Genomic DNA, 20,433 nt, shown 5'->3' on the forward strand with positions numbered 1-20,433 from the left:
TCTCGTGATTTGGGCGTGATTCGCTGTGCTGAGCGCATCGAATCACGCCGAAATCGCTAGATGCCTTGGGGTTCGCCGCTGCCCATGTACTTGGACAGCTGCAAGTGCAGGTTCACGGTGCTGCGCTCGCGGTATGGATTGGGCAATGTGCCGGGGAATCCCGCCGACTTCATACCCTGTTGCACCGCAGCCATATTGGAGAAGTCCTGCGGTAGCACCGATAGCCAGTTCGGTGAATCCTTGGGGGTGTAGGCCCACTCCGTCGCGGGCTCTTCGCCCTTGGGGTACAGCTCGAACACCGCGACCTCGAAGATGCACTTGTTCGGGTCATAGCTCGGGTCGGGGCGCGCCGAGTAGCACAGTGCGCTGGTCAGGCCCTGTCCCACCTGGAAATTCGGGAAGATCTGCCACGCGGTGCCGCTCTGGCCGAGGATATCGGGCGGGATGGTCGGCCAGATCACGCCTCTGGCCTCGTCGTCGCGGCGTGCCGAGGCCAACCAGTGCTGCAGCACCTGATCGGCCGGGGTGCCTTCGGGCAGCTCGTCCACGAGCCGCTTGGCGGCGTTGACCAGCGTCTTCGTCGTCGTGGCGTTGGTCTCTTCCATGGTGTAGACCTGCATCTCGGCGGTGGAGATGCGCGGATCGCCGGTGCCGAGGCGGATTTTCGACTTGGTCTCGTCCATACCCTTCGGCGCGTCGTAGCCGATGTTGCTGTGCTTGCCCTGCGCCTTGGCCCAGCCCTTGAACTCGCCGAACTTGTTGAATTCCGGGTGGGTGGTGAACACGTGGTAGGTCTCGTTGAAGGCCTCCATCGCGACTTTCCAGTTGCAGTCGAAGTACAGCCATTTGCGCCACTTGTAGCGCATGTTCTCCAGACCGAACGGGTCGAGGATCTTGGCGGCCGGATGTAGGTAATCGGCCAAAGACTCGCAATGCGGGTCCATGTTGACGAAAAGCCATCCGCCCCAGGTGTCCACCTGCACCGGGGCCAGATGGGTGGCGCCCGGGGTGAGCGTGCCCTGCCAGTCGTCCTGTTCGCGAATGTGGGTACAGGCACCGTCCAGACCGTAGGTCCAGCCGTGGAAACCGCAGACGAAGGACTTGCGTGCCCGGCCCGTCGTGTTCTTGGCGCCCTCGGGGTTGTCGATCAGTTTGCGGCCGCGGTGCATGCAGACGTTGTGGTGGGCGGCAAAAGTGTCCGGTCCGGTGCGCACCACGATGATCGAGTCATCGAGAATGTCGTAGGTCAGGTAGCTACCCACCTCGGGGATCTCCTCGACCCGTCCGACCTGCTGCCAGACCTTGCGCCACAACCTATCTCGTTCGTTGCGCGCATACTCCGGAGAAATATAGGCATCGACCGGAATGGTCATCGCCGTCGACAGATCCTCGGCGATCTCACCCGTGGAATCGTCGGGTTCGGCGTCGATCTCGATCGCGGCGTCGAGATCGGATTCGGTGTGGGTCATGTGCCTGTCCTCTCAGATCCGACTGATCGCTTCGCGGAAGTTCTGGTCTTTCAAGAACAACGACGTGTTGTCTGCTCCCAGGTGTGTCCACCGCAGGTTGAGTCCACCGTCGACCAGCAGCGTCTGCCCGGTGACATAGCCGGACAGATCGGACAGCAGGAACAGGATCGCTCCGGCCTGTTCCTCGGGTGTGCCCCGGCGGCCCATGGCGATGGCCCGCTGATCGCGGTCCGGGTCGGCGTCGACGTAGGTTGCCGATGCCGCGGTCTCGGTGACTCCGGGCGCCACCGCATTGACGCGGATGTCGTGGGGGGCCAGCTCGACGGCCAGGGTTCGGGTGGCGGCGACGATCGCCGCCTTCGCGGTGCCGTACGCAATGTGAAACGGTGCGCTGTTCATCCCGCTGATCGAGGACACAGACACGATGGAGCCGGGGTCACCGGCGGCGCGGATCTCGGCGGCCACCGCCTGGCTCATGAAGAACATCGTTTCCAGGTTCGCGGTGAACAGATCGCGCCAGTCCGAGCGGGAGACGCGGGTGGCCGGCATCCAAGTTCCCGGTGCGGCGCCGCCCGCGATGTTCACCAAACCGTAGAGGGTGCCGTGCGCTGTCCGCGCCGCGTCGAGCACGGTTTCGATGCCGTCGTCGGTCGACGCGTCGGCGGTCACCGGGATCACCGGCAGGCCGCGATCGGCCAGCGGCGCAACATGGGTGTCGAGGTTGTCCTTGGAACGACTCACCGCGATCACCGTCGCTCCGGCCTCGGCCGCCAGCCGGGTCACCGTGGTGCCGATTCCACCACCACCGGCGCCGGAGACCACCACGATGCGGCCATCCAGGCTCAGGAGATCAGTCATAACCGCCTTCGGTCATTGCCTCTAATTGTCCGTACAACATATGTCACTCTGCACAACGGAGAACACTATTCCGCAGCATTTATATGCTAGTCAAGAGCGGGCTGCTGCCACGATCGAACTATTGTCTGGACTAGCAGGGGCTTGATAGCGTCCAGCCCATGAGCACCCCGCAGGCCGGCCGGTACCCGGCCGGGTCGTCACCGGAAGCCGCCACCGGCTGGACCCTGACCCGCCTCACCGAGCCCAGCCGGCTGTTCGGCGCCAACGGCCTGCGTACCGGCGCCGATGGCCGGCTCTATATCGCGCAGGTGACCGGCAGTCAGATCAGCGCGCTGGACGTGACCACCGGCGATATCGAGACGATCAGCGCCAAGGGCGGCGACATCATCGCCCCCGACGATCTGGCCTTCGGAGCCGACGGCAGCCTCTTCGCCACCGAGGTGATGGACGGCCGGGTCAGCGCGCGCGATGCGTCCGGGACCACCCGGGTGCTGCGCGACGATCTACCTTCGGCCAACGGCATCACCGTCCATCAGGACCGCTTGTTCGTCAACGAGTGCCGAGAGGGTGGCCGTCTGTTCGAGATGGACCTTGCCGGCGGCGAGCCACGGCTGATCCTGGCCGACCTGCCCTCCCCCAATGCCATGGAGGTCGGGCCGGATGGGCTGTTGTACTTCCCGGTGATGAACGCCAATCAGATCTGGCGGGTGCACCCCGAGGGCGGTGAGGCCGAGGTGGTGGCCGGTGATCTGGGCGTACCCGATTCGGTCAAGTTCGACGCCGACGGCAGCATCGTTTCCACCCAGGTCGCCAGCGGTCAGGTGCTGCGCATCGATCCGCGCACCGGCGCCCAGACCGTGCTGGCCACCCTGACGCCGGGACTGGACAACTGCGCGTTCGTCGACGGACGGCTGTTCGTCTCTCACTTCACCGGCGCCATCACCGAGATCCTCGGCGGCGGAGACACCCGCGCGCTGCTGCCGGGCGGGCTGAACTGGCCGCTGGATGTCACCGTCGGCGCCGACGGCCTGCTCTACATCGCCGACGGCACCTACCTCTACAGTCTGGCCACAGACGGCACGCTGCAGACAGTGGGCATGTTGTTCAGCCCCGGATATCCGGGTTTCGTCCGCGGCCTGACTCCCGGTGGGCCCGGCGAGTTCGTGGTCACCACCTCGGGCGGCCAGGTGGCCCGCTACCGCCCCGCCGATAACGAAACCGACTATCTGGCAGACGGTCTGGATCAGCTCTACGGTGTCACCCTGCTGCCCGATGGCACCCCGGTCGTCGTCGAACAGGGCACCGGGCGGGTGCTCGCCATCACCGGCGACGGCACCGAGGTGCTGGCCGCCGGCCTCGATACGCCGGTAGGGGTGACCACCGACGCCGACGGCAGCGTGCTGGTATCGGTGAACGCTGCGGTGCTGCGGGTGACGCCGTCGGGCACCGACACGGTGGTCGACGGGCTGCTCACCCCGCAGGGCATCCTGGTGCTCGACGGCCTGCTCTACATCGTGGACGCCGGCAGCAAGGCGGTCATCACCGTCGACCTGGCCACCGGCGCGCGCCGCACCGTCGCCGCCGGATTGCCGGTCGGCGCGCCACCCGGGGTGACCGTCAAGCCGCTTCGAGGCATGCCGCCGTTCTCCGGACCGCAGGGCCCGTTCGCCGGGATCGCCGCCGGACCCGACGGCACGCTGTACGTTTCGGCCGACGGTGAGGGCAGCGTGTACGCGCTGCGGAAATGGTGACGCCGAGACATGACCACTGAAGGCGAGCGCGAAGTGAGGATCGCAGCGGAGCGAGGACCGGAGCGAGCGGGAGCCGAGCTATGACCACTGAAGCGACAGAACACCGTTATCTGCAGGTGGCGCGGACGCTGCGGAAGGAGATCGTCGACGGGGTATACCCCGTCGGCTCCCAGCTGCCCACCGAGCACGAACTGTGCGATCGTTTCGAAGTCAGCCGGTACACGGTGCGCGAGGCACTGCGCCGGCTGCGCGACGACAACCTGGTGTCTTCGCGTCCGCGGACCGGCACCCTGGTGGTGCCGCGGCCGTCGTCGAGTTCCTATGCCCAGGACGTGATGTCCATCGACGACCTGCTGGCGTTCGCGGCGGGCGCGCAGTTCGAGATCGACTCCCATGCGATGGTCACCATCGACGCCGAACTGGCCGGGCGCACCGGTCTGGGGCTCGGCGAGCAATGGCTGGCCGTGCGCGGCTACCGGCGGGACGCCGGGACCAACACCCCGATCTGCCGCACCGAGTACTACATCAACCGGGCCTTCGCCGCGGTCGGACGGATGCTGCAACGTCACTCCGGACCGATCTTCCCGCTGATCGAGGATCTCTACGGTGTCAGCATCACCGAGGTGCATCAGGAGATCACCTCAATCGCGCTCTCCGCTGATCTGGCCGAGCTGCTCCAGATCGATGCGGGGGCACCCGCGCTGCAGATGCAGCGCAGCTACACGACCTCCGATGGCGAGGTCGCTCAGGTCACCGTGAACACCCACCCGGCGGCCAGGTACCGCCATTCGATGACGATGCGCCGCGTCAAAGGCCGGCCGTGAGCACACTCGCCGACGCGCTTCACGTTGCGGCGCAAGATACTCCGGACCGAGTCCTCATCGTCGACGGCGACGTCGACCTGACGGCCGCCGCGTTGTACCGGCAGGCCGGCGCGTTGGCCACCGAGATGTCGCGGCGGATGCACCCCCGCAGCGTGGTGTCCTTCATGCTGCCCAACTGGCATGAGGCCGCGATCGTCTATCTGGCCGCGGCCATGGCGGGCATGGTGGTCAACCCGATCCTGCCGTCGCTGCGCGACCGCGAGCTGCAGTTCATCCTCACCGACGCCGACGTCCGAATGATCTTCGTCCCGCAGCATTTCCGCGGATTCGACTATGCCGCCATGCTGTCCCGGGTGACGGCCGCGGTGTCCTCACCACCGGAGGTCGTCGTCGTCCGCGGGGAACATCCGGGGCAGACACCGCTGCCGGAGCTTCTCGCCGCACCGCCCGCCGATCCCGTGGACCTGGACTCCGGCGCGGTGCGGATGATCATGTACACCTCCGGGACTACCGGGCGACCCAAGGGGGTGCTGCACAGCCATGTTTCGCTCCATGCCCTGATCCGCCAGCTCGGTGAGCACTGGCGCATTGACGCGGGTGACGTCTTCCTGGTGCCCTCCCCCATCGCCCATATCGGCGGTTCGATCTACGCCTTCGAGTGTCCGCTGCTGCTCGGCTCGGTCGCCGTCCTCATGGAGAAGTGGGACCGCGACGAGGCTGTGACCCTGATGCGCACGCACCGATGCACCCACATGGCCGGCGCCACACCGTTTCTGGTCGGGCTGCTCGGCGCCGCCGAACGCGCCGGCAGCCGGTTGCCCGATCTCAAGGTGTTCATCTGTGGAGGCGCGTCGGTGCCGCCCTCGCTCATCCGCAGGGCCACCGGGTATTTCGACAAGGCCATCGTCACCCGGGTGTACGGCTCCACCGAGGTCCCGGTGTCCACCGTCGGCTCGCCGGAGGACGCGGACCGCGCGGCAGACACCGACGGCCACGCCGGGATCGCGGACATCAGGGTCGTCGACGGTGAGATCAGGGTTCGCGGACCTCAGATGCTCACGGGCTACCTGCACGAAGATGACACCTCGGAGGCCTTTGATGACGAGGGCTATTTTCGCACCGGCGATCTCGGCCACCTCACCGAGGACGGCCATCTGGTGGTGACCGGACGCGCCAAGGACATCATCATCCGCAACGGCGAGAACATTTCCCCGAAGGAAGTCGAAGACATCCTGATCGGGCATCCCGGTATCGCCGAGATCGCCGTCGTGGGGATTCCGGACGCTCGCACCGGTGAGCGGGCCTGCGCGGTGATCATTCCCGCGGCAGAGAGCACGCCCGGGGTTCAGGATCTGCGGGATCTGCTGAACGCGCACGGCCTGGCCACGTTCAAGGCGCCCGAGCAGGTGGCCATCTGGGATGCACTGCCCAAGAACGACGCCGGGAAAGTGCTCAAACACCAGATCCGAGCGACGCTGACGAAGGGGCTCCACTGACATGCAGGTAGCGATCGTGACCGGAGCCAGCAGCGGGATCGGCTTCGGCTGCGCCGTCAAGCTTGCCGAGGCAGGCATGGCGGTGCTGGGCGCCGGCCGGGACCGGGACCGGCTGGCCGAACTCGAGCGTGCCGTCGGCGATCCGGACCGGATCGCGACGCTGGCCGTGGACCTCACCGCCGACGAGGCACCGGCACAGATCGTCGAGGCCGCCGTATCCCGTTGGGGTCATGTTGATTTCCTGGTCAACAACGCCGGTGTCGGCAGTCCGAAGCCGTTGCACGAAACCGATGACGAGTCGCTGGACTACTTTCTGGGCCTGATGCTGCGGGCGCCGTTCCGGCTGGCCCGCGACGTGCTGCCGCACATGGGGCCGGGCTCGGCGATCATCAACGTGACATCGACATTCGCGGTGGTCGGCGGGATGCGCGGCGGCGCCTATTCCGCGGCCAAGGGCGGCCTCACCGCGTTGACCGGCCACATCGCCTGCCAGTACGGCGCCGAAGGCATCCGCTGCAATGCGGTGGCACCCGGAGTCACCCTGACACCGATGGTCGCCACCCGCCTGGAGGACGAGCGCTTCCGCAAGATCAACACCGAGATGACACCGCATACCCGCCTCGGCACGGTCGACGATATCGCCAGCACGGTGGCGTTCCTGTGCTCTCCCGGAGGCGCTTTCATCAACGGCCAGACCATCGTCGTCGACGGCGGCTGGAGCTCGACGAAGTACCTGTCGGACTTCGCGCTCACCTCGGAGTGGGTCGCCCGGTGAACCTGTTTGCGGTACTCGACCAGGCCGCGGCACGCTTCGGGGAGCGCGGCGCGGTGTACGGCGGCACCGAGCAGTTGCACACCTTCGCCGAGCTTCGGGATCGCGCGCTGCGGCTTGCTGCCTCGGTGGGCGCCGATCGTGACACCGGCGCCCGAATCGCCATTGCCAGCGAGAACCGGCCCGAGATCATCGAGCTGATGTTCGCGGTGTGGGCCGCCGGCTGCGCCGTCGTCCCGATCAACTTCAAGCTGCACCCACTCGAAATGGCGCAGATCCTCGAGGATTCCGGGGCGGCGGTGGTGTTCGCGTCACCGAAGATCGCCGCCGGGCTGGCGGGGGTCACCGGTGTGGCGGTCGAGGATATCGACTCCCCGTCCTACGCCGCCCGCCTGGGATCCGACCCCGCGGTCCCGGCCGGCACCGATCCCGGCGCCCTGGCCTGGCTGTTCTACACCAGCGGTACCACCGGCAAATCCAAGGGCGCGATGCTCTCGCACCGCAATCTGATGGCGATGACGGTGTCGCATCTGGCCGACTTCGATTCGCCGGACGAGAATTCCAGCCTGGTGCACGGCGCGCCGATGTCGCACGGGTCGGGTCTCTACATCGCGCCGTACATCCTGCGCGGTGCCCGGCAGGTCATTCCTGCCTCGACCGGATTCGAACCCGAGGAGTTCCTCGACCTGTGTGACCATCACCCCGGCGTCAGTTGCTTTCTGGCGCCCACCATGGTGCAGCGGCTGGTCGCGACCGGCCGGCCACGCCCAGCGAATCTCACGACCGTCGTCTACGGCGGCGGCCCGATGTACGTCGACAGTCTCAAGAAGGCGATGGCGGCGTTCGGCCCGATCTTCGCCCAGCTCTACGGTCAGGGCGAGGCCCCCATGACCATCACCGGGTTGCGCAAGCAGGATCACCTGGATGCCGATGACGCGGTGCTCGGCTCCGTCGGCTACCCGCGCTCGGGTGTCGAGGTCGCGGTGCTCGACGCGACCGGCAACCCGGCCGCCATCGATGAGATCGGCGAGATCGCCTGCCGTGGCGATGTCGTCATGTCCGGGTACTGGAACAACCCGGCGGCGACGTCGAGCACGCTGGTCGGCGGCTGGCTGCACACCGGGGACATGGGATCGTTCGATGCGCGCGGATACCTGACCCTGCGCGACCGCAGCAAGGACGTGGTGATCAGCGGCGGCAGCAACATCTACCCGCGCGAGGTCGAGGAGGTGCTCATCGAGCACGCGGGTGTCGAGGAGGCCTGCGTCGTCGGGGCACCCGATGAGGAGTGGGGCGAGGTGGTGGTCGCGTTCATCGTGGGCACGGCCGCCGAGGATGCCCTTGATGCCCACCTGCTGGAGCGGATCGCCCGGTTCAAGCGCCCGAAACGCTACGTCTACGTGGACGAACTGCCGAAGAACAGTTACGGCAAGGTGCTCAAGCGGGAGCTCCGCGAACTGGTGCGCTAGACACTGGTAGACACGTTCCATGCAGATCGAAGGCAAGGTCGTGGTCATCACCGGGGCGGGTTCGGGAATCGGCCGTGCCCTGGCGCAACAATTCGCCGATGCCGGGGCCTCGGTGGTCGCCGGGGACATCGACGCCGACGCCGCTGCCGCGACTGCTGCCGGGATCGGCGAGCACGCGGTCGGCGTCGGCGCGGACGCCGCCTCCGTCGCCGGTATCGCCATTCTGCTCGACGCCGCCCGGGACGCTTTCGGCCCTGTCGACATCTACGTCGCCAACGCCGGTGTCATCGGCGCCTCCGGGTTGGGTTCCGACGACGACTGGGACCGGGTATTGGAGGTGAACCTGCGCGGACACATCCGGGCCGCCGATGCGCTGCTGCCGGACTGGATCGCCCGCGGCGGTGGCTATTTCGTCAGCGTAGCCTCGGCGGCGGGTCTGCTGACCCAGGTCGGCGCCGCCGGGTACGCGGTGTCCAAACACGCCGCGGTCGGGTTCGCCGAGTGGCTGTCGATCACCCACGGCGACAACGGTATCGGCGTGACATGCGTGTGCCCGATGGGCGTCGCCACACCACTGCTGGACGCGATCACCGAGTCCGCGGATGCCACCGCGCGGGTCGCGGCCGCATCCATCACCACCGCGGGCGACGTGCTGAGCGCCGACGACGTGGCCGCGGCGACACTGGACGGGATCCTAGAAGAGCGCTTCTTGGTGCTGCCGCATGCGTCGGTACTCGACATGTACCGCGGTAAGGGTGCAGATTACGACCGCTGGATCTCCGGGATGCGGCGGTACCAACGGGCGTTGGGTGGCTGAACCCGTGCGATCATCCGGTGAACACCGACAACTCGTTGCCGTGGGCTCCGTCGAACGGCAGTGTTAATGACGTGAACGCCTGAGGCGGGTCGTGGATGTAGTCGAGATACTCGGGTGTCGCGTCCTCGGCGACGACGACCGCGCTCGGTCGCAAGCTCGCTGATACAGAGCGTCGAGAATCATCGAGCCGACCCGGAATTCCTGCGGGTCCTGATCGAACAGGCACCTCGTGCCGGCGAGCTCATGGCCAAGGTGGCGCAGGTGAAGGAAGCGCGGACGGCGCGCCTGCGCGACATCTTGGCGAGATCACCGGAGGTCACCATCGATGATCAGACCACCGCGGCTCACCTGGTGGTATCGACCATTGAGATGGTGGTCCATCACCTGTTGGCTGGCCCGGAACCGATCGAACCTGAGCGATTGGAGACCCAGTTGATCGAGATGTTGTCCCGGTACCGCACGGCGTCGCACGACGCACCCGGATCCAGCCCGGGGCCGCCGCTCTCGTGACGGCTTTGGCGCTGGTCTTTTCCGAGTCTCAGTCCATGTACTCGGTCGAACAGGACAGATCCACGTACACCGTGGAACCAGGCGTGTCGCTGGACATTCCGCGCACCGCATCCACCGAGCAGTTGGACAGCGGCCCATTGCGGGTGCCGTTCACCTGTACGTTGTAACCTTGGGCGCGTAGGTCCTCGACGGTCTCTGTGGCCGACGCCCCTGACGGCGCCGCCGAGGCGGTACTCGCCAGACCAAATGTTCCGACTGCCAACGTGATAAAGGTCGCCGTGGTGATGAGTGTCTTCTGCATTTCGATTCCTCTGCTGGTTCGGCCAGTCCCTGCTGGGGCGTCACTGCGCCAGCAGGGGTGATCCGGGTGAGTGTGCGCCGGACGGCGCAGAGCATTGATGTTGCCGACGTATTCGATTGTGTATCAGAGGCTTTCAGCTCGACGTTTCGCACGTTGCGAGACCAGACCTCTTCACACCTTCAACGGTATGGGCCTGCCCCGACACTGTCATGACACTCATAGGAACTACCAATACTTCTCCGGAGAAGGAGCTTTCGGCGAACGGCGGTGCGGACCAAGGCGGCGGTCCCTATTCCACGTTGAGCAGGCGACGGGATCCGCGGGGAGAACTCATATCGAATGCACACAGCCCCAGGTCGCGTCAGGCTCCTCGGGCAGGTCGCCGCCGAGCGTCTCGAGGATGTCCTCCGAAACCAGGCTCCGATCTTGTCGAGCCCGAGGACCTGTCGACACAGGCATCGCCAGTACCTGTCAGCACAGCACTGCCGGGCCCACCGTGATGGAACGGGTGTCGATGTCGCCGATGAGCCACCGTCGGGCCCGCCGTTTAGGCTGGGGTGACGGGTGGGTACAGCGTTGATACCGCTTTCCCCGGTTTCAGGATCTGCTTCGAGGAGACTCATGCGTTGGCCGCTGCGTAACCGAACGATGACGGCAATGGCGATCGTCGGGGTCGCGCTGCTCGTCAACGGATGCGAGGCGCAGTCCTGGGGTACACCGCCTACCGCCGAGAACACCCCACCGGCACCCGCCACCGCTCCCGCGCTGCCCGAGGCGCCACCCGGCCCGGCTCCCACCTCGTTCGCCGGACTCGAGGCGCGCGTGCAGCAGGCCGCCGCGGATGCGGCCAGGTCCGGCGCCGACATCACCGCGGTGGTGCTGGACCGCAACACGGGTCAGACCGCTTCGACCGGGGCGAATCAGTCCTTCCCGATCGCGTCCGTGGTGAAGCTGTTCATCGCCGACGACCTGCTGCTGCAGGAAGCGGAAGGAAAGACCACACTCTCGGCTGCCGACCGCACATCACTCGACGCCATGCTGCGCTCCTCGGACGACAGCGCGGCCCAGAACTTCTGGGATCGCAGCGGCGGCAACGCCGTCATCGCCCGCATCAAGGCGCGGTACGGGTTGGCCGGCACGACAGCGCCCTACAACGGGCACTGGGACGTGACCACAAGTACCGCAGGCGATCTGGTCCGTTACTACGACATGCTGCTGAACGGCAGCGGCGGGCTGCCGCCCCAACAGGCGAGCATCATCATGAGCAACCTCGCGCAGTCCACCCCGACGGGCAACGACGGCTACCCACAGCGGTTCGGCATCCCCGAGGGGCTCTACGCCGAACCGGTGGCGGTCAAGCAGGGCTGGTTCTGCTGCTGGAGCGGCCCAACCAGCTACACGTGTCCACCGGCGTGATCGGCGCCGACCGGCGCTACGTGATGGCGATCAGCTCCCTGGACCCCACCAGTGAGTCGGCCGCCCGCCAGGACATCACCCAGGCCGTCAAGACGATGTTCCCGGGCGGCACGATCTAGCCGCCGGCCGAGGCCGCGATGTCGGCGGCGCTGATCCCGGAGAGATCGGGCACGTTCTGCATGAGTTCGATGCGGGTGCCGTCGGGGTCGGTCAGGTAAATGAACCGGCCCGAGGTCGGGTCTGCGGCATCACCCAGCACGGTGCGCGTCGACTCCACCAGAGCCCCGCCCGCGGCGAGGATCGCCTCGGTGAGGCCGTCGACGTCCTCGACCCGGAACGAGAGATGGGTGAAACCGAGCTCGGTCATCGGCTTGCGCTCCCCCGATCCGGTGATCGGGACGTCGACCCACTGCAACAGTTCGATCCGGATGTCGTCGCGGATCAGCATCGCGGAACGGAAGCGGCCCTCTTGCTCCATGGTGGCGGCGACCTCGTTGTTGTCGAAGTCGAGCTGATAGAGCTGCGCGAACCCGAATACCTCGGTGTAGAAGCGGATCGAACGGTCGAGGTCGGTGACGCCGATGCCGATATGCGAGAAGCCCTGGATCATGAGGGCAGTGTGACAGAATGGACGGTCGGCCACGCATGTTCAGCGAGAGACTGCGTGCGCACTACGATGCCTGCGTGGGCGAAACCCGGCGCCGGCTGTCCCCCGGCGATCGACGCAGCGAACTGCTGATCCTGGGTGCCGAAGTCTTCGGTCAACGCCCGTATGACGAAGTCCGGATCGACGAGATCGCCGAACGGGCCGGGGTGTCCCGGGCCCTGATGTATCACTACTTCCCGGACAAACGCGCCTTCTTCGCCGCGGTGGTCCGGGCCGAGGGCGAGCGGTTGTTCGAAGCCACCAACGCCCCGGCCGATCCCGGACAGTCGCTGTTCGACCAGGTCCGCGCAGGCGTGCTGGCCTATCTGCACTACGACGAGCAGCATCCGCACGGCGCGTGGGCGGCGTACCTGGGAATGGGGCGGGCCGATCCGGTGCTGCGCGGCGTGGACGATCTGGTCGAGACGGCCAATGTCAAGCAGGCCGAACGGATCATCGATCGCCTGTGGGCCGCCGCGGGCCGCCCGCCGGACGGCACCACGCCCCGCGACCTGCGGGCCACCGTGTACGGCTGGCTGGCGTTCACCTTCGAGCTGTGCCGCCAGCGTGTGCTCGACCCCACCCTGGACGCCGATGTCGTCGCCGACACCTGCGCACACAGCCTGCTCGACGCCGTCGGGCGCATGCCGGGTATCCCGGCACCCCTCGCCGCGGCGGTGTCGGCGCCGAACCGTTAGCCGCCGCAGCGGGCGCGGAAGTCCCTGGTGGGTTGCCGGATACCCCGAAGTTCATCGCGGACTTGCGGATTGGCGTCCAGGTAGGTGCCGAGCTCGGCCCGACGCTCCTCCTGTGTCTTTCCCTTCAGACCGGTGAAGAAATCGTTCACCGGAGGGTGGGTGAACAGATAGGCCGATGTCGCCGCGGTGACTCCGGCGATCACCCCGGCCAGATCCGCGGCGGTGCAGTTGGGCGGAGGTGGAGGCGGAGGCAGCGGCTCCGCGGATGCCGTTGCGACGGAACCGAACACGGCGAGCGCGGCGAACGCCCCCGCCAGTACCCGGCGGGGCGAAATGGGTTTCGACAGCACGGCATTCTCCTCGATCGGGTTCTGTGCGTTCATCGTCCGCGACCACCGCGGCCACCGCCGGCGCTGGGCCGGCCACCGCCTCCGGGCAGTCCGACATTCGGTCCACCCGGACCGCCCGGCCCGCCGAAGTCCGGGTCGAGATTGACGTCGATCTCCCATCCCCAGGCGTCGTTGCAGTCCGTCCAGTCGTAGTCGCACGGGTACGGCACGTAGGGCCCCGACGATCCGCTCGGACCGTCGCCGGTGTTCGAGCCGCGGACATCGCCCTGCGAGCAGATGGTCGTGCCACCGGTGCTGGTGCAGTCGGCGACGGCGAGGGGGGTGGGGGTTGCGGTGAGGCCCGCGCCGATCAGCACGGGCACGGCGAGCATCTTGAACAGTCGCATCACTGACTCCTTCAGTCGTCGTGAGCGAAACTGACGGCTTCGTAGGAAGCATATGCCTGTCGGAGCGCCATGAACAGGTGTTTGCGCAGGTCATCATCACTTGTCGGTACAGAGGTGCACCATGGAGGACGTGCCCGCCCAGATCGATCCGCTGGCCCGGTTCAGTCCGCTGACCCGGGACTGGTTCCGTGGCACCTTCCCGGCGCCCACCGCGGCCCAGGAACAGGCCTGGTCGGCGATCGCAGACGGGGACAACACGCTGGTCATCGCCCCCACCGGCTCGGGCAAGACACTGGCCGCCTTCCTCTGGGCGATCGATGACCTGGCCCAGCATCCGGGCGAGCCGGCTGCCGGCACCCGCGTCCTCTACGTCTCGCCGCTCAAGGCATTGGCCGTCGATGTCGAACGCAATCTGCGCACCCCGCTGACCGGACTGGCCCGGGTGGCCGAACGGGCAGAGGTGGCTGCACCGACCATCACGGTCGGCGTGCGCTCCGGGGACACCACCCCCAAGGACCGCCGTGACCTGATTTCCAGGCCCCCCGACATCCTGATCACCACCCCCGAATCACTGTTCCTGATGCTCACCTCGGCGGCGCGCGACACCCTGGCCGGTGTGCGCACCGTGATCATCGACGAGGTGCACGCCGTCGCCGCCACCAAACGCGGTGCGCACCTTGCCGTTTCGCTGGAACGGCTGGACGCCATGTTGGAACGGCCGGCGCAGCGGATCGGGTTGTCGGCGACGGTGCGCCCCGCCGAGGAGGTCGCCCGGTTCCTGGCCGGGACGGCTCCGACCACCATCGTCGCCCCGCCCGCGGACAAGACCTTCGAATTGCAGGTCCAGGTTCCGGTGCCGGACATGACGAATCTGACCGAAGGCTCGATCTGGCCCGATGTCGAGGAACGCATCGTCGATCTGGTCGAGGCGCATCACTCGTCGATCGTGTTCGCCAATTCGCGCCGCCTCGCGGAACGTCTCACGTCCCGGCTCAACGAGATTCACGCCGAACGCAACGGTGTGGAACTGCCGGGCGGGCACAACACGAAGGTGGCCGCCGGCGCGCCGGCACACGTCATGGCCAGCGGGCAGAGCTTCGGCGCACCGACCGTGCTGGCCAAGGCCCACCACGGCTCGGTGAGCAAGGAGCAGCGCGCACTGGTCGAGGATGACCTCAAGAGTGGTCGGCTCAAGGCAGTCGTCGCCACCTCCAGCCTGGAACTCGGTATCGACATGGGCGCGGTGGACCTGGTCATCCAGGTGTCGGCGCCGCCGTCGGTGGCCAGCGGCCTGCAGCGGGTCGGCCGGGCCGGGCACCAGGTCGGCGAGATATCCCAAGGTGTGCTCTTCCCCAAGCACCGCACCGATCTGATCGATTGCGCCGTCACGGTGGAACGAATGCGGGCCGGCCAGATCGAGACCATGCGGGTTCCGGCGAACCCGCTGGACGTGCTCGCCCAGCACACCGTTGCAGCCGCGGCACTCGAGCCACTGGACGCCGATGCCTGGTTCGATACGGTGCGCCGCAGCGCCCCCTTTGCGAGCCTGCCGCGCAGCGCCTTCGAAGCGACGCTGGACCTGCTGTCCGGCAAGTACCCCTCGACCGAGTTCGCCGAGCTACGCCCCCGACTGGTCTATGACCGCGACGCCGGAAACCTGAACGCACGGCCGGGCGCCCAGCGGCTGGCGGTCACCTCCGGTGGCGCCATCCCGGACCGCGGCATGTTCACCGTCTATCTCGCTTCCGAGTCCGAAAAGCCCTCACGCGTAGGCGAACTCGATGAAGAGATGGTCTACGAATCGCGGCCCGGCGACGTGATCTCGCTGGGTGCCACCAGTTGGCGCATCACCGAGATCACCCACGACCGGGTGCTGGTGGTGCCCGCACCGGGCCTGCCCGCCCGGCTGCCGTTCTGGCGCGGTGACAGTGTGGGACGTCCCGCCGAACTCGGCGCGGCGGTCGGGGCGTTCACCGGCGAACTCGCCCAGCTGGGCTCCGACGACTTCCGCAAGCGCTGCCAGGAGACCGGATTCGACGAGTTCGCCACCGACAACCTGTGGCAGCTGCTCGACGAACAGCGCCAGGCCACCGGCGCCGTCCCCAGCGATACCACCTTGATCGTGGAGCGCTTCCACGACGAGCTGGGCGACTGGCGGGTGATCCTGCACTCCCCCTACGGCTTACGCGTGCACGGCCCGCTGGCGCTGGCGGTCGCGCGGCGGCTGCGGGAACGTTACGGCATCGATGAGAAACCGACCGCCTCCGACGACGGCATCATCGTGCGCCTGCCCGATGGCGGCGACGATCCGCCCGGTGCTGAGCTCTTCGTGTTCGATGCCGACGAGCTGGAACCGATCATCACCGACGAGGTCGGCGGCTCGGCGCTGTTCGCATCCCGCTTCCGCGAATGTGCCGCCCGGGCACTGCTGCTGCCGCGCCGCCACCCCGGCAAGCGGTCCCCGCTGTGGCACCAACGCCAGCGCGCCGCGCAGCTGCTCGACGTGGCCCGCAAGTATCCCGAATTCCCCATCGTGCTCGAGACCGTCCGGGAATGCCTGCAGGATGTCTACGATGTGCCCGCGCTGACGGAGGTGATGAGCAGGGTCGCCCAGCGCAAGATCCGGCTGTTGGAGGTCGAGACCGCCACACCCTCACCGTTCGCCGCCGCCGCACTGTTCGGGTACGTCGGCGCATTCATGTACGAGGGCGACAGCCCGCTGGCCGAAAGGCGCGCCGCCGCACTGTCGTTGGACACCGTGCTGCTGGCCGAGCTGCTGGGTCGGGTGGAACTGCGCGACCTGCTCGACCCCGATGTCGTCACCGCGACGACCAGGCAACTGCAGCATCTCGATGTCGATCGGGCCGTCCGTGACGCGGAGGGGGTCGCCGATCTGCTGCGCCTGCTCGGGCCGCTCACCGAGGCCGAGATCGTCGAGCGCTGCGCGCAGGACGATATCGGCGGTTGGCTGGAAGGGCTGCGGGCAGCCCGCCGGGCACTGACGGTGTCCTACGCGGGATCGACGTGGTGGGTGACCGTCGAAGACGTCGCGCTGCTGCGCGACGGCGTCGGAGTGGCGGTACCGGTCTGGGTGCCGGCCAGCCTCACCGACACCGTCACCGATCCCCTGGGCGATCTGCTCGGGCGCTACGCCCGCACCCGCGGACCCTTCAGCACCGAGGACGCTGCCGCCCGGTTCGGGCTGGGTATCCGGGTGACCGCCGACGTGCTGGGCCGGCTGGCCGGTGACGGCCGGTTGATCCGCGGCGAGTTCACCGAGGCGATCGCCGGATCCTCCGGGCAATGGTGTGACACCACGGTTCTCAAGATTCTGCGGCGGCGGTCACTGGCGGCCCTGCGCGCCGCGGTGGAGCCGGTCAGCACCGCGGCCTACGGCCGGTTCCTGCCCGCGTGGCAGCATGTCGGCTCCACCCGCAACCGTGGGGTGGACGGCCTGGCCGTCGTGATCGAGCAGCTGGCCGGCCAGGCACTGCCGGCATCGGCGATCGAGACGCTGGTGCTCCCCCAGCGAGTGGCCGACTACCAACCCGCCATGCTCGACGAGCTGTTGGCCTCCGGTGAGGTGACGTGGTCGGGTTCGGGTCAGATCGGCGGGTCCGACGGCTGGATCTCCTTCCACCTCGGCGACACGGCGCCGATGACGCTCGCCCCGCCCGCCGAGATCGAGTTCAACGACCATCACCGCGCCATCATGGCGTCACTCGACCACGGTGGCGCCTACTTCTTCCGCCAACTGGCCGACGGATTATCCGAGGGTGACCTCAAAACAGCACTGTGGGAACTGATCTGGGCAGGATGGGTGACCGGTGACACGTTCGCCCCGGTGCGCGCCCTGCTGTCGGGCCCGCGCCGCACCGGCGCCCCGTCGCACCGTCAACGCCAGCGCCCCCCGCGGCTGAGCCGCTACAGCCTGGCCCAGGGGCAGCCGCGCGCCGACCCGACGGTGGCCGGCCGCTGGTCGGCGCTGCCCGCCGCCACCCCGGATTCCACGGTGCGCGCACACTTCCAGGCCGAGCTGCTGCTGAATCGCTTCGGCGTGCTCACCCGCGGTGCCGCCGACGGCGTGCCCGGCGGTTTCGCGATGCTGTACAAGGTGCTCACCGCCTTCGAGGACGCCGGACGCTGCCAGCGCGGCTATTTCGTGGAATCGCTCGGCGGCGCCCAGTTCGCCGCGGCGTCCACGGTCGACCGGCTGCGGTCGTATCTGGACGGTATCGACCCGCAGCGCCCGGAGTTGCATGCCGTGGTGCTGGCAGCCACCGACCCCGCCAATCCGTACGGCATGGCGTTGCCGTGGCCGGAGGGCACCGAGGTGACGCACCGCCCGGGACGCAAGGCCGGTGCGCTGGTGGCGCTCGTCGACGGGCAGTTGGTGTGGTTCCTGGAGCGCGGCGGTAAGTCGCTGCTCAGTTTCGGTGCCGAGCCCGAAGCCCAGGCCGCCGCCGCAGCCGCCCTGGCGAACCTGGTCGCTTCGGGGCGGATCCCGTCCCTGCTGGTGGAACGCATCAATGCGGTGACCGTGCTCGATCCCGGCGCCGGTGCGGAACATGCCACCGTGATGGAGGCGCTCGTCACCGCCGGTTTCGCCCGGACCCCGCGGGGGCTTCGCCTGCGCTGAACTTGTCACCCGGTCGGGTGCACCGGCAGCAGACTGCGCTCACCTCCGTCTGAATCTGTTCGCGAAGGCGTGAGCATGTTCAATGGGTTATGCCCGAAGGTGACACCGTTTTCCGTACTGCCGCCAAGCTGCGCGAGGCGCTGGTCGGGAAAACGCTGACCCGTTGCGACATCCGAGTCCCCCGCCATGCGACGGTGGACCTGACCGGGCAGGTCGTCGACGAGGTCCTCAGCCGCGGCAAGCACCTGTTCATCCGGGTGGGCGAGGCCAGCATCCATTCTCATCTCAAGATGGACGGCAGCTGGGTGATCGGCGGGTTCCGCGGTCCGCAGCACCGAATCCGGATCGTGCTGGGCACCGCGGACACCGCGGCATTCGGGATAGATCTGGGCATCCTGGACGTCCTGGCACGCGACCATGATCAGGATGTGGTCGCCCATCTCGGGCCCGACCTGCTCGGCCCGGACTGGGACCCGCAGCGCGCGGCGGCGAACCTGATCGCCGAGCCGGATCGCCAACTCGCCGACGCCCTGCTGGATCAGCGGGTGATGGCCGGTGTCGGCAACGTCTTCGCCAACGAACTGTGCTTCGTGTTGGGCCGTGGCCCCGATGCACCCGTAGGTTCCCTTGCCGATCCCCTACGAGTCGTGCAGCGCGCGCGGGAGATGTTGTGGGTGAACAGGAACCGCCCGAATCGCATCATCACCGGCAATACCCGACGCGGTCAACAATTCTGGGTGTACGGCAGGGCCGGAGAGCCGTGTCGCCGCTGCCGTACCCCCATCAGAAGGGACGACAGCGGCGACCGGATCAGATACTGGTGCCCCAATTGTCAGGCGGCGTGAGCCATTTCAGACTCAGAGGCGGCCGGTTTGCGGTTCGGCAGCGCCAGCCGCAGGATCTTCTTGACCACCGTGCCGAACTGCTTGGGCAGCGACCCGGAGTTGTAGGGCAGTCCGTAGCGCTCGCAGATCTCGCGGACCTCCACCGAGATCTCGGCGTGCCGGTGGGCCGGGATGTCCGGGAACAGGTGGTGCTCGATCTGGAAGGACAGGTTGCCGCTCAGGATGTGGAACCACTTGCCGCCGGTCAGGTTTGCCGATCCCAGCAGCTGGCGGAAGTACCACTGCCCGCGTGATTCGCTCTTCGTCTCCTCAATGGAGAATTCCTGGGTCCCCTCCGGGAAGTGCCCGCAGAAAATGATCATGTAGGACCACACGTTGCGCATCAGGTTGGCGGTCAGGTTGCCGGTGAAGACCCACGGCGCGAACGGCCCGGCCAGTAGCGGGAAAGCCACGTAGTCCTTGAGGGTCTGGCGCTTGGTCTTCTGCCAGATGCCTCGAATGATCTCGCGCTTGTCGGCGATGCTGATCTCACCGGAGCGGATGCGTTCGGTCTCCAGCTCGTGCAGGGCCACGCCGTACTGGAACAGCACCATCAGGAGGAACGCGTACACCGGGTTGCCCAGGTAGTACGGCGACCACTTCTGGTCCTCGCTTATCCGCAGGACGCCGTAGCCGATATCGCGGTCCATATCGACGATGTTGGTGTAGGTGTGGTGCATGTAGTTGTGCGAGTGCCGCCACTGATCGGACGGGCAGGCATTGTCCCATTCGAAAGCCTTGCTGGCCAGGGCCGGATCGCCCGTCCAGTCGTACTGGCCATGCATGATGTTGTGGCCGATCTCCATGTTGTCGAGGATCTTGGCGACCCCCAGCATCGCGGTGCCGGCCAGCCAGAACGGCGGGAAGATGCCACCGAACAGCAGGGCGCGCCCACCGACCTCGAGGGTGCGCTGGGCCTTGATGACCTTGCGGATGTAGGTGGTGTCCCGCTCGCCGAGATCGGCGACCACGCGCTCACGGATCGCGTCGAGTTCGGCACCGAACGCGTCGGCCTGCTCGGGAGTCAGGGAGTACTTGTCGGAGCGCACCGCGCGGTTGCGGATGTTGTCCTGGGAAATGGCCTCCGGGCGAGCGGAGCGACGGGAAATGTCCTCGGGGCGAACGGAAATTGTGTCAGTCATTGCTG

General features: G+C 67.4%; 17 protein-coding genes and 1 pseudogene. 11 read left to right on the forward strand and 7 right to left on the reverse strand.

What is annotated here, in order from left to right; translation table 11 throughout:
• Positions 1 to 56: 56 nt before the first annotated feature.
• Entirely contained in the window at positions 57 to 1,469 is a 1,413-nt protein-coding gene (locus EXE63_RS07965; RefSeq protein WP_168141487.1) for an aromatic ring-hydroxylating oxygenase subunit alpha, read from the reverse strand.
• A 12-nt stretch (positions 1,470 to 1,481) separates the two neighbouring features.
• A complete protein-coding gene (locus EXE63_RS07970) occupies positions 1,482 to 2,327 on the reverse strand; it encodes an SDR family NAD(P)-dependent oxidoreductase (RefSeq protein WP_168141488.1) in 846 nt (281 codons plus the stop codon).
• Between the two features lie 158 nt (positions 2,328 to 2,485).
• Here EXE63_RS07970 and EXE63_RS07975 point away from each other — a divergent pair, with 158 nt between their 5' ends.
• From EXE63_RS07975 to EXE63_RS08005, 7 genes are all read left to right on the forward strand, one after another.
• Positions 2,486 to 4,078: an SMP-30/gluconolactonase/LRE family protein gene (locus EXE63_RS07975; RefSeq protein ID WP_168141489.1), complete on the forward strand. Its 1,593-nt coding sequence runs from the start codon at positions 2,486 to 2,488 to the stop codon at positions 4,076 to 4,078.
• A gap of 80 nt (positions 4,079 to 4,158) precedes the next feature.
• The gene (locus tag EXE63_RS07980; RefSeq protein WP_168141490.1) at positions 4,159 to 4,902 is read left to right on the forward strand and encodes a GntR family transcriptional regulator; all 744 of its coding nucleotides are present in this window, start codon (positions 4,159 to 4,161) and stop codon (positions 4,900 to 4,902) included.
• On the forward strand, positions 4,899 to 6,398 hold the full coding sequence (locus EXE63_RS07985; RefSeq protein ID WP_168141491.1) for an AMP-binding protein: 1,500 nt from the start codon (positions 4,899 to 4,901) through the stop codon (positions 6,396 to 6,398). Before EXE63_RS07980 ends, EXE63_RS07985 begins: the two co-directional genes overlap by 4 nt.
• 1 nt (position 6,399) lies before the next feature.
• Positions 6,400 to 7,173 (forward strand): SDR family NAD(P)-dependent oxidoreductase, encoded by a 774-nt coding sequence (locus EXE63_RS07990; protein ID WP_168141492.1) that lies wholly within the window; start codon positions 6,400 to 6,402, stop codon positions 7,171 to 7,173.
• Positions 7,170 to 8,639 carry an AMP-binding protein gene (locus tag EXE63_RS07995; RefSeq protein ID WP_168141493.1) on the forward strand — a complete coding sequence of 490 codons (1,470 nt, stop codon included), beginning with the start codon at positions 7,170 to 7,172 and terminating at the stop codon, positions 8,637 to 8,639. The genes EXE63_RS07990 and EXE63_RS07995 overlap by 4 nt, the downstream gene beginning before the upstream one ends.
• A 19-nt stretch (positions 8,640 to 8,658) precedes the next feature.
• Entirely contained in the window at positions 8,659 to 9,456 is a 798-nt protein-coding gene (locus tag EXE63_RS08000; RefSeq protein ID WP_168141494.1) for an SDR family oxidoreductase, read from the forward strand.
• A 114-nt stretch (positions 9,457 to 9,570) separates the two neighbouring features.
• Positions 9,571 to 9,966, forward strand: a complete 396-nt coding sequence (locus EXE63_RS08005) for a hypothetical protein (protein ID WP_168141495.1) — start codon at positions 9,571 to 9,573, stop codon at positions 9,964 to 9,966.
• Positions 9,967 to 9,994: 28 nt separating this feature from the next.
• Here EXE63_RS08005 and EXE63_RS08010 read toward each other — a convergent pair whose 3' ends face one another.
• Entirely contained in the window at positions 9,995 to 10,267 is a 273-nt protein-coding gene (locus EXE63_RS08010) for a hypothetical protein (protein WP_168141496.1), read from the reverse strand.
• 621 nt (positions 10,268 to 10,888) lie between these two features.
• Between EXE63_RS08010 and EXE63_RS08015 the strand changes: the two are divergent.
• A pseudogene (locus EXE63_RS08015) lies at positions 10,889 to 11,802 on the forward strand (serine hydrolase).
• On the opposite strand, the gene EXE63_RS08020 reads toward EXE63_RS08015, so the two are convergent.
• The gene (locus tag EXE63_RS08020) at positions 11,799 to 12,293 is read right to left on the reverse strand and encodes a VOC family protein (RefSeq protein WP_168141497.1); all 495 of its coding nucleotides are present in this window, start codon (positions 12,291 to 12,293) and stop codon (positions 11,799 to 11,801) included. The pseudogene EXE63_RS08015 and the gene EXE63_RS08020 overlap by 4 nt on opposite strands.
• A gap of 74 nt (positions 12,294 to 12,367) precedes the next feature.
• Here EXE63_RS08020 and EXE63_RS08025 point away from each other — a divergent pair, with 74 nt between their 5' ends.
• Positions 12,368 to 13,027: a TetR/AcrR family transcriptional regulator gene (locus EXE63_RS08025; protein WP_168141498.1), complete on the forward strand. Its 660-nt coding sequence runs from the start codon at positions 12,368 to 12,370 to the stop codon at positions 13,025 to 13,027.
• Here the strand turns inward: EXE63_RS08025 and EXE63_RS08030 are convergent.
• Positions 13,024 to 13,410, reverse strand: coding sequence for a heme-binding protein (locus EXE63_RS08030; RefSeq protein ID WP_168141499.1), 387 nt, complete (start codon positions 13,408 to 13,410; stop codon positions 13,024 to 13,026). The genes EXE63_RS08025 and EXE63_RS08030 overlap by 4 nt on opposite strands.
• Positions 13,407 to 13,763, reverse strand: a complete 357-nt coding sequence (locus EXE63_RS08035; RefSeq protein ID WP_168141500.1) for a hypothetical protein — start codon at positions 13,761 to 13,763, stop codon at positions 13,407 to 13,409. Before EXE63_RS08035 ends, EXE63_RS08030 begins: the two co-directional genes overlap by 4 nt.
• Positions 13,764 to 13,884: 121 nt before the next feature.
• Here EXE63_RS08035 and EXE63_RS08040 point away from each other — a divergent pair, with 121 nt between their 5' ends.
• Both EXE63_RS08040 and nei2 read left to right on the forward strand, forming a co-directional pair.
• The gene (locus EXE63_RS08040; RefSeq protein ID WP_168141501.1) at positions 13,885 to 18,402 is read left to right on the forward strand and encodes an ATP-dependent helicase; all 4,518 of its coding nucleotides are present in this window, start codon (positions 13,885 to 13,887) and stop codon (positions 18,400 to 18,402) included.
• An 89-nt stretch (positions 18,403 to 18,491) separates the two neighbouring features.
• Positions 18,492 to 19,247: an endonuclease VIII Nei2 gene (gene nei2 / locus EXE63_RS08045; RefSeq protein ID WP_168141502.1), complete on the forward strand. Its 756-nt coding sequence runs from the start codon at positions 18,492 to 18,494 to the stop codon at positions 19,245 to 19,247.
• On the opposite strand, the gene EXE63_RS08050 is transcribed toward nei2, so the two are convergent.
• The gene (locus EXE63_RS08050; protein WP_276006500.1) at positions 19,235 to 20,428 is read right to left on the reverse strand and encodes a fatty acid desaturase family protein; all 1,194 of its coding nucleotides are present in this window, start codon (positions 20,426 to 20,428) and stop codon (positions 19,235 to 19,237) included. The genes nei2 and EXE63_RS08050 overlap by 13 nt on opposite strands.
• Positions 20,429 to 20,433: the final 5 nt, after the last annotated feature.

Source organism: Mycolicibacterium frederiksbergense (assembly GCF_012223425.1).
Taxonomy (GTDB): Bacteria; Actinomycetota; Actinomycetes; order Mycobacteriales; family Mycobacteriaceae; genus Mycobacterium; species Mycobacterium frederiksbergense.

What these genes read in the sequence shown, in the direction of transcription:
- EXE63_RS07965 (WP_168141487.1), bottom strand. Translation starts at nt 1,469, where the DNA reads ATGACCCACACCGAATCCGATCTCGACGCCGCGATCGAGATCGACGCC.
- EXE63_RS08050 (WP_276006500.1), bottom strand. Translation starts at nt 20,428, where the DNA reads ATGACTGACACAATTTCCGTTCGCCCCGAGGACATTTCCCGTCGCTCC.
- EXE63_RS08040 (WP_168141501.1), top strand. Translation starts at nt 13,885, where the DNA reads ATGGAGGACGTGCCCGCCCAGATCGATCCGCTGGCCCGGTTCAGTCCG.
- EXE63_RS08000 (WP_168141494.1), top strand. Translation starts at nt 8,659, where the DNA reads ATGCAGATCGAAGGCAAGGTCGTGGTCATCACCGGGGCGGGTTCGGGA.
- EXE63_RS07975 (WP_168141489.1), top strand. Translation starts at nt 2,486, where the DNA reads ATGAGCACCCCGCAGGCCGGCCGGTACCCGGCCGGGTCGTCACCGGAA.
- EXE63_RS07990 (WP_168141492.1), top strand. Translation starts at nt 6,400, where the DNA reads ATGCAGGTAGCGATCGTGACCGGAGCCAGCAGCGGGATCGGCTTCGGC.
- EXE63_RS08035 (WP_168141500.1), bottom strand. Translation starts at nt 13,763, where the DNA reads ATGCGACTGTTCAAGATGCTCGCCGTGCCCGTGCTGATCGGCGCGGGC.
- EXE63_RS08020 (WP_168141497.1), bottom strand. Translation starts at nt 12,293, where the DNA reads ATGATCCAGGGCTTCTCGCATATCGGCATCGGCGTCACCGACCTCGAC.
- nei2 (WP_168141502.1), top strand. Translation starts at nt 18,492, where the DNA reads ATGCCCGAAGGTGACACCGTTTTCCGTACTGCCGCCAAGCTGCGCGAG.
- EXE63_RS08030 (WP_168141499.1), bottom strand. Translation starts at nt 13,410, where the DNA reads ATGAACGCACAGAACCCGATCGAGGAGAATGCCGTGCTGTCGAAACCC.
- EXE63_RS07970 (WP_168141488.1), bottom strand. Translation starts at nt 2,327, where the DNA reads ATGACTGATCTCCTGAGCCTGGATGGCCGCATCGTGGTGGTCTCCGGC.
- EXE63_RS07980 (WP_168141490.1), top strand. Translation starts at nt 4,159, where the DNA reads ATGACCACTGAAGCGACAGAACACCGTTATCTGCAGGTGGCGCGGACG.
- EXE63_RS08010 (WP_168141496.1), bottom strand. Translation starts at nt 10,267, where the DNA reads ATGCAGAAGACACTCATCACCACGGCGACCTTTATCACGTTGGCAGTC.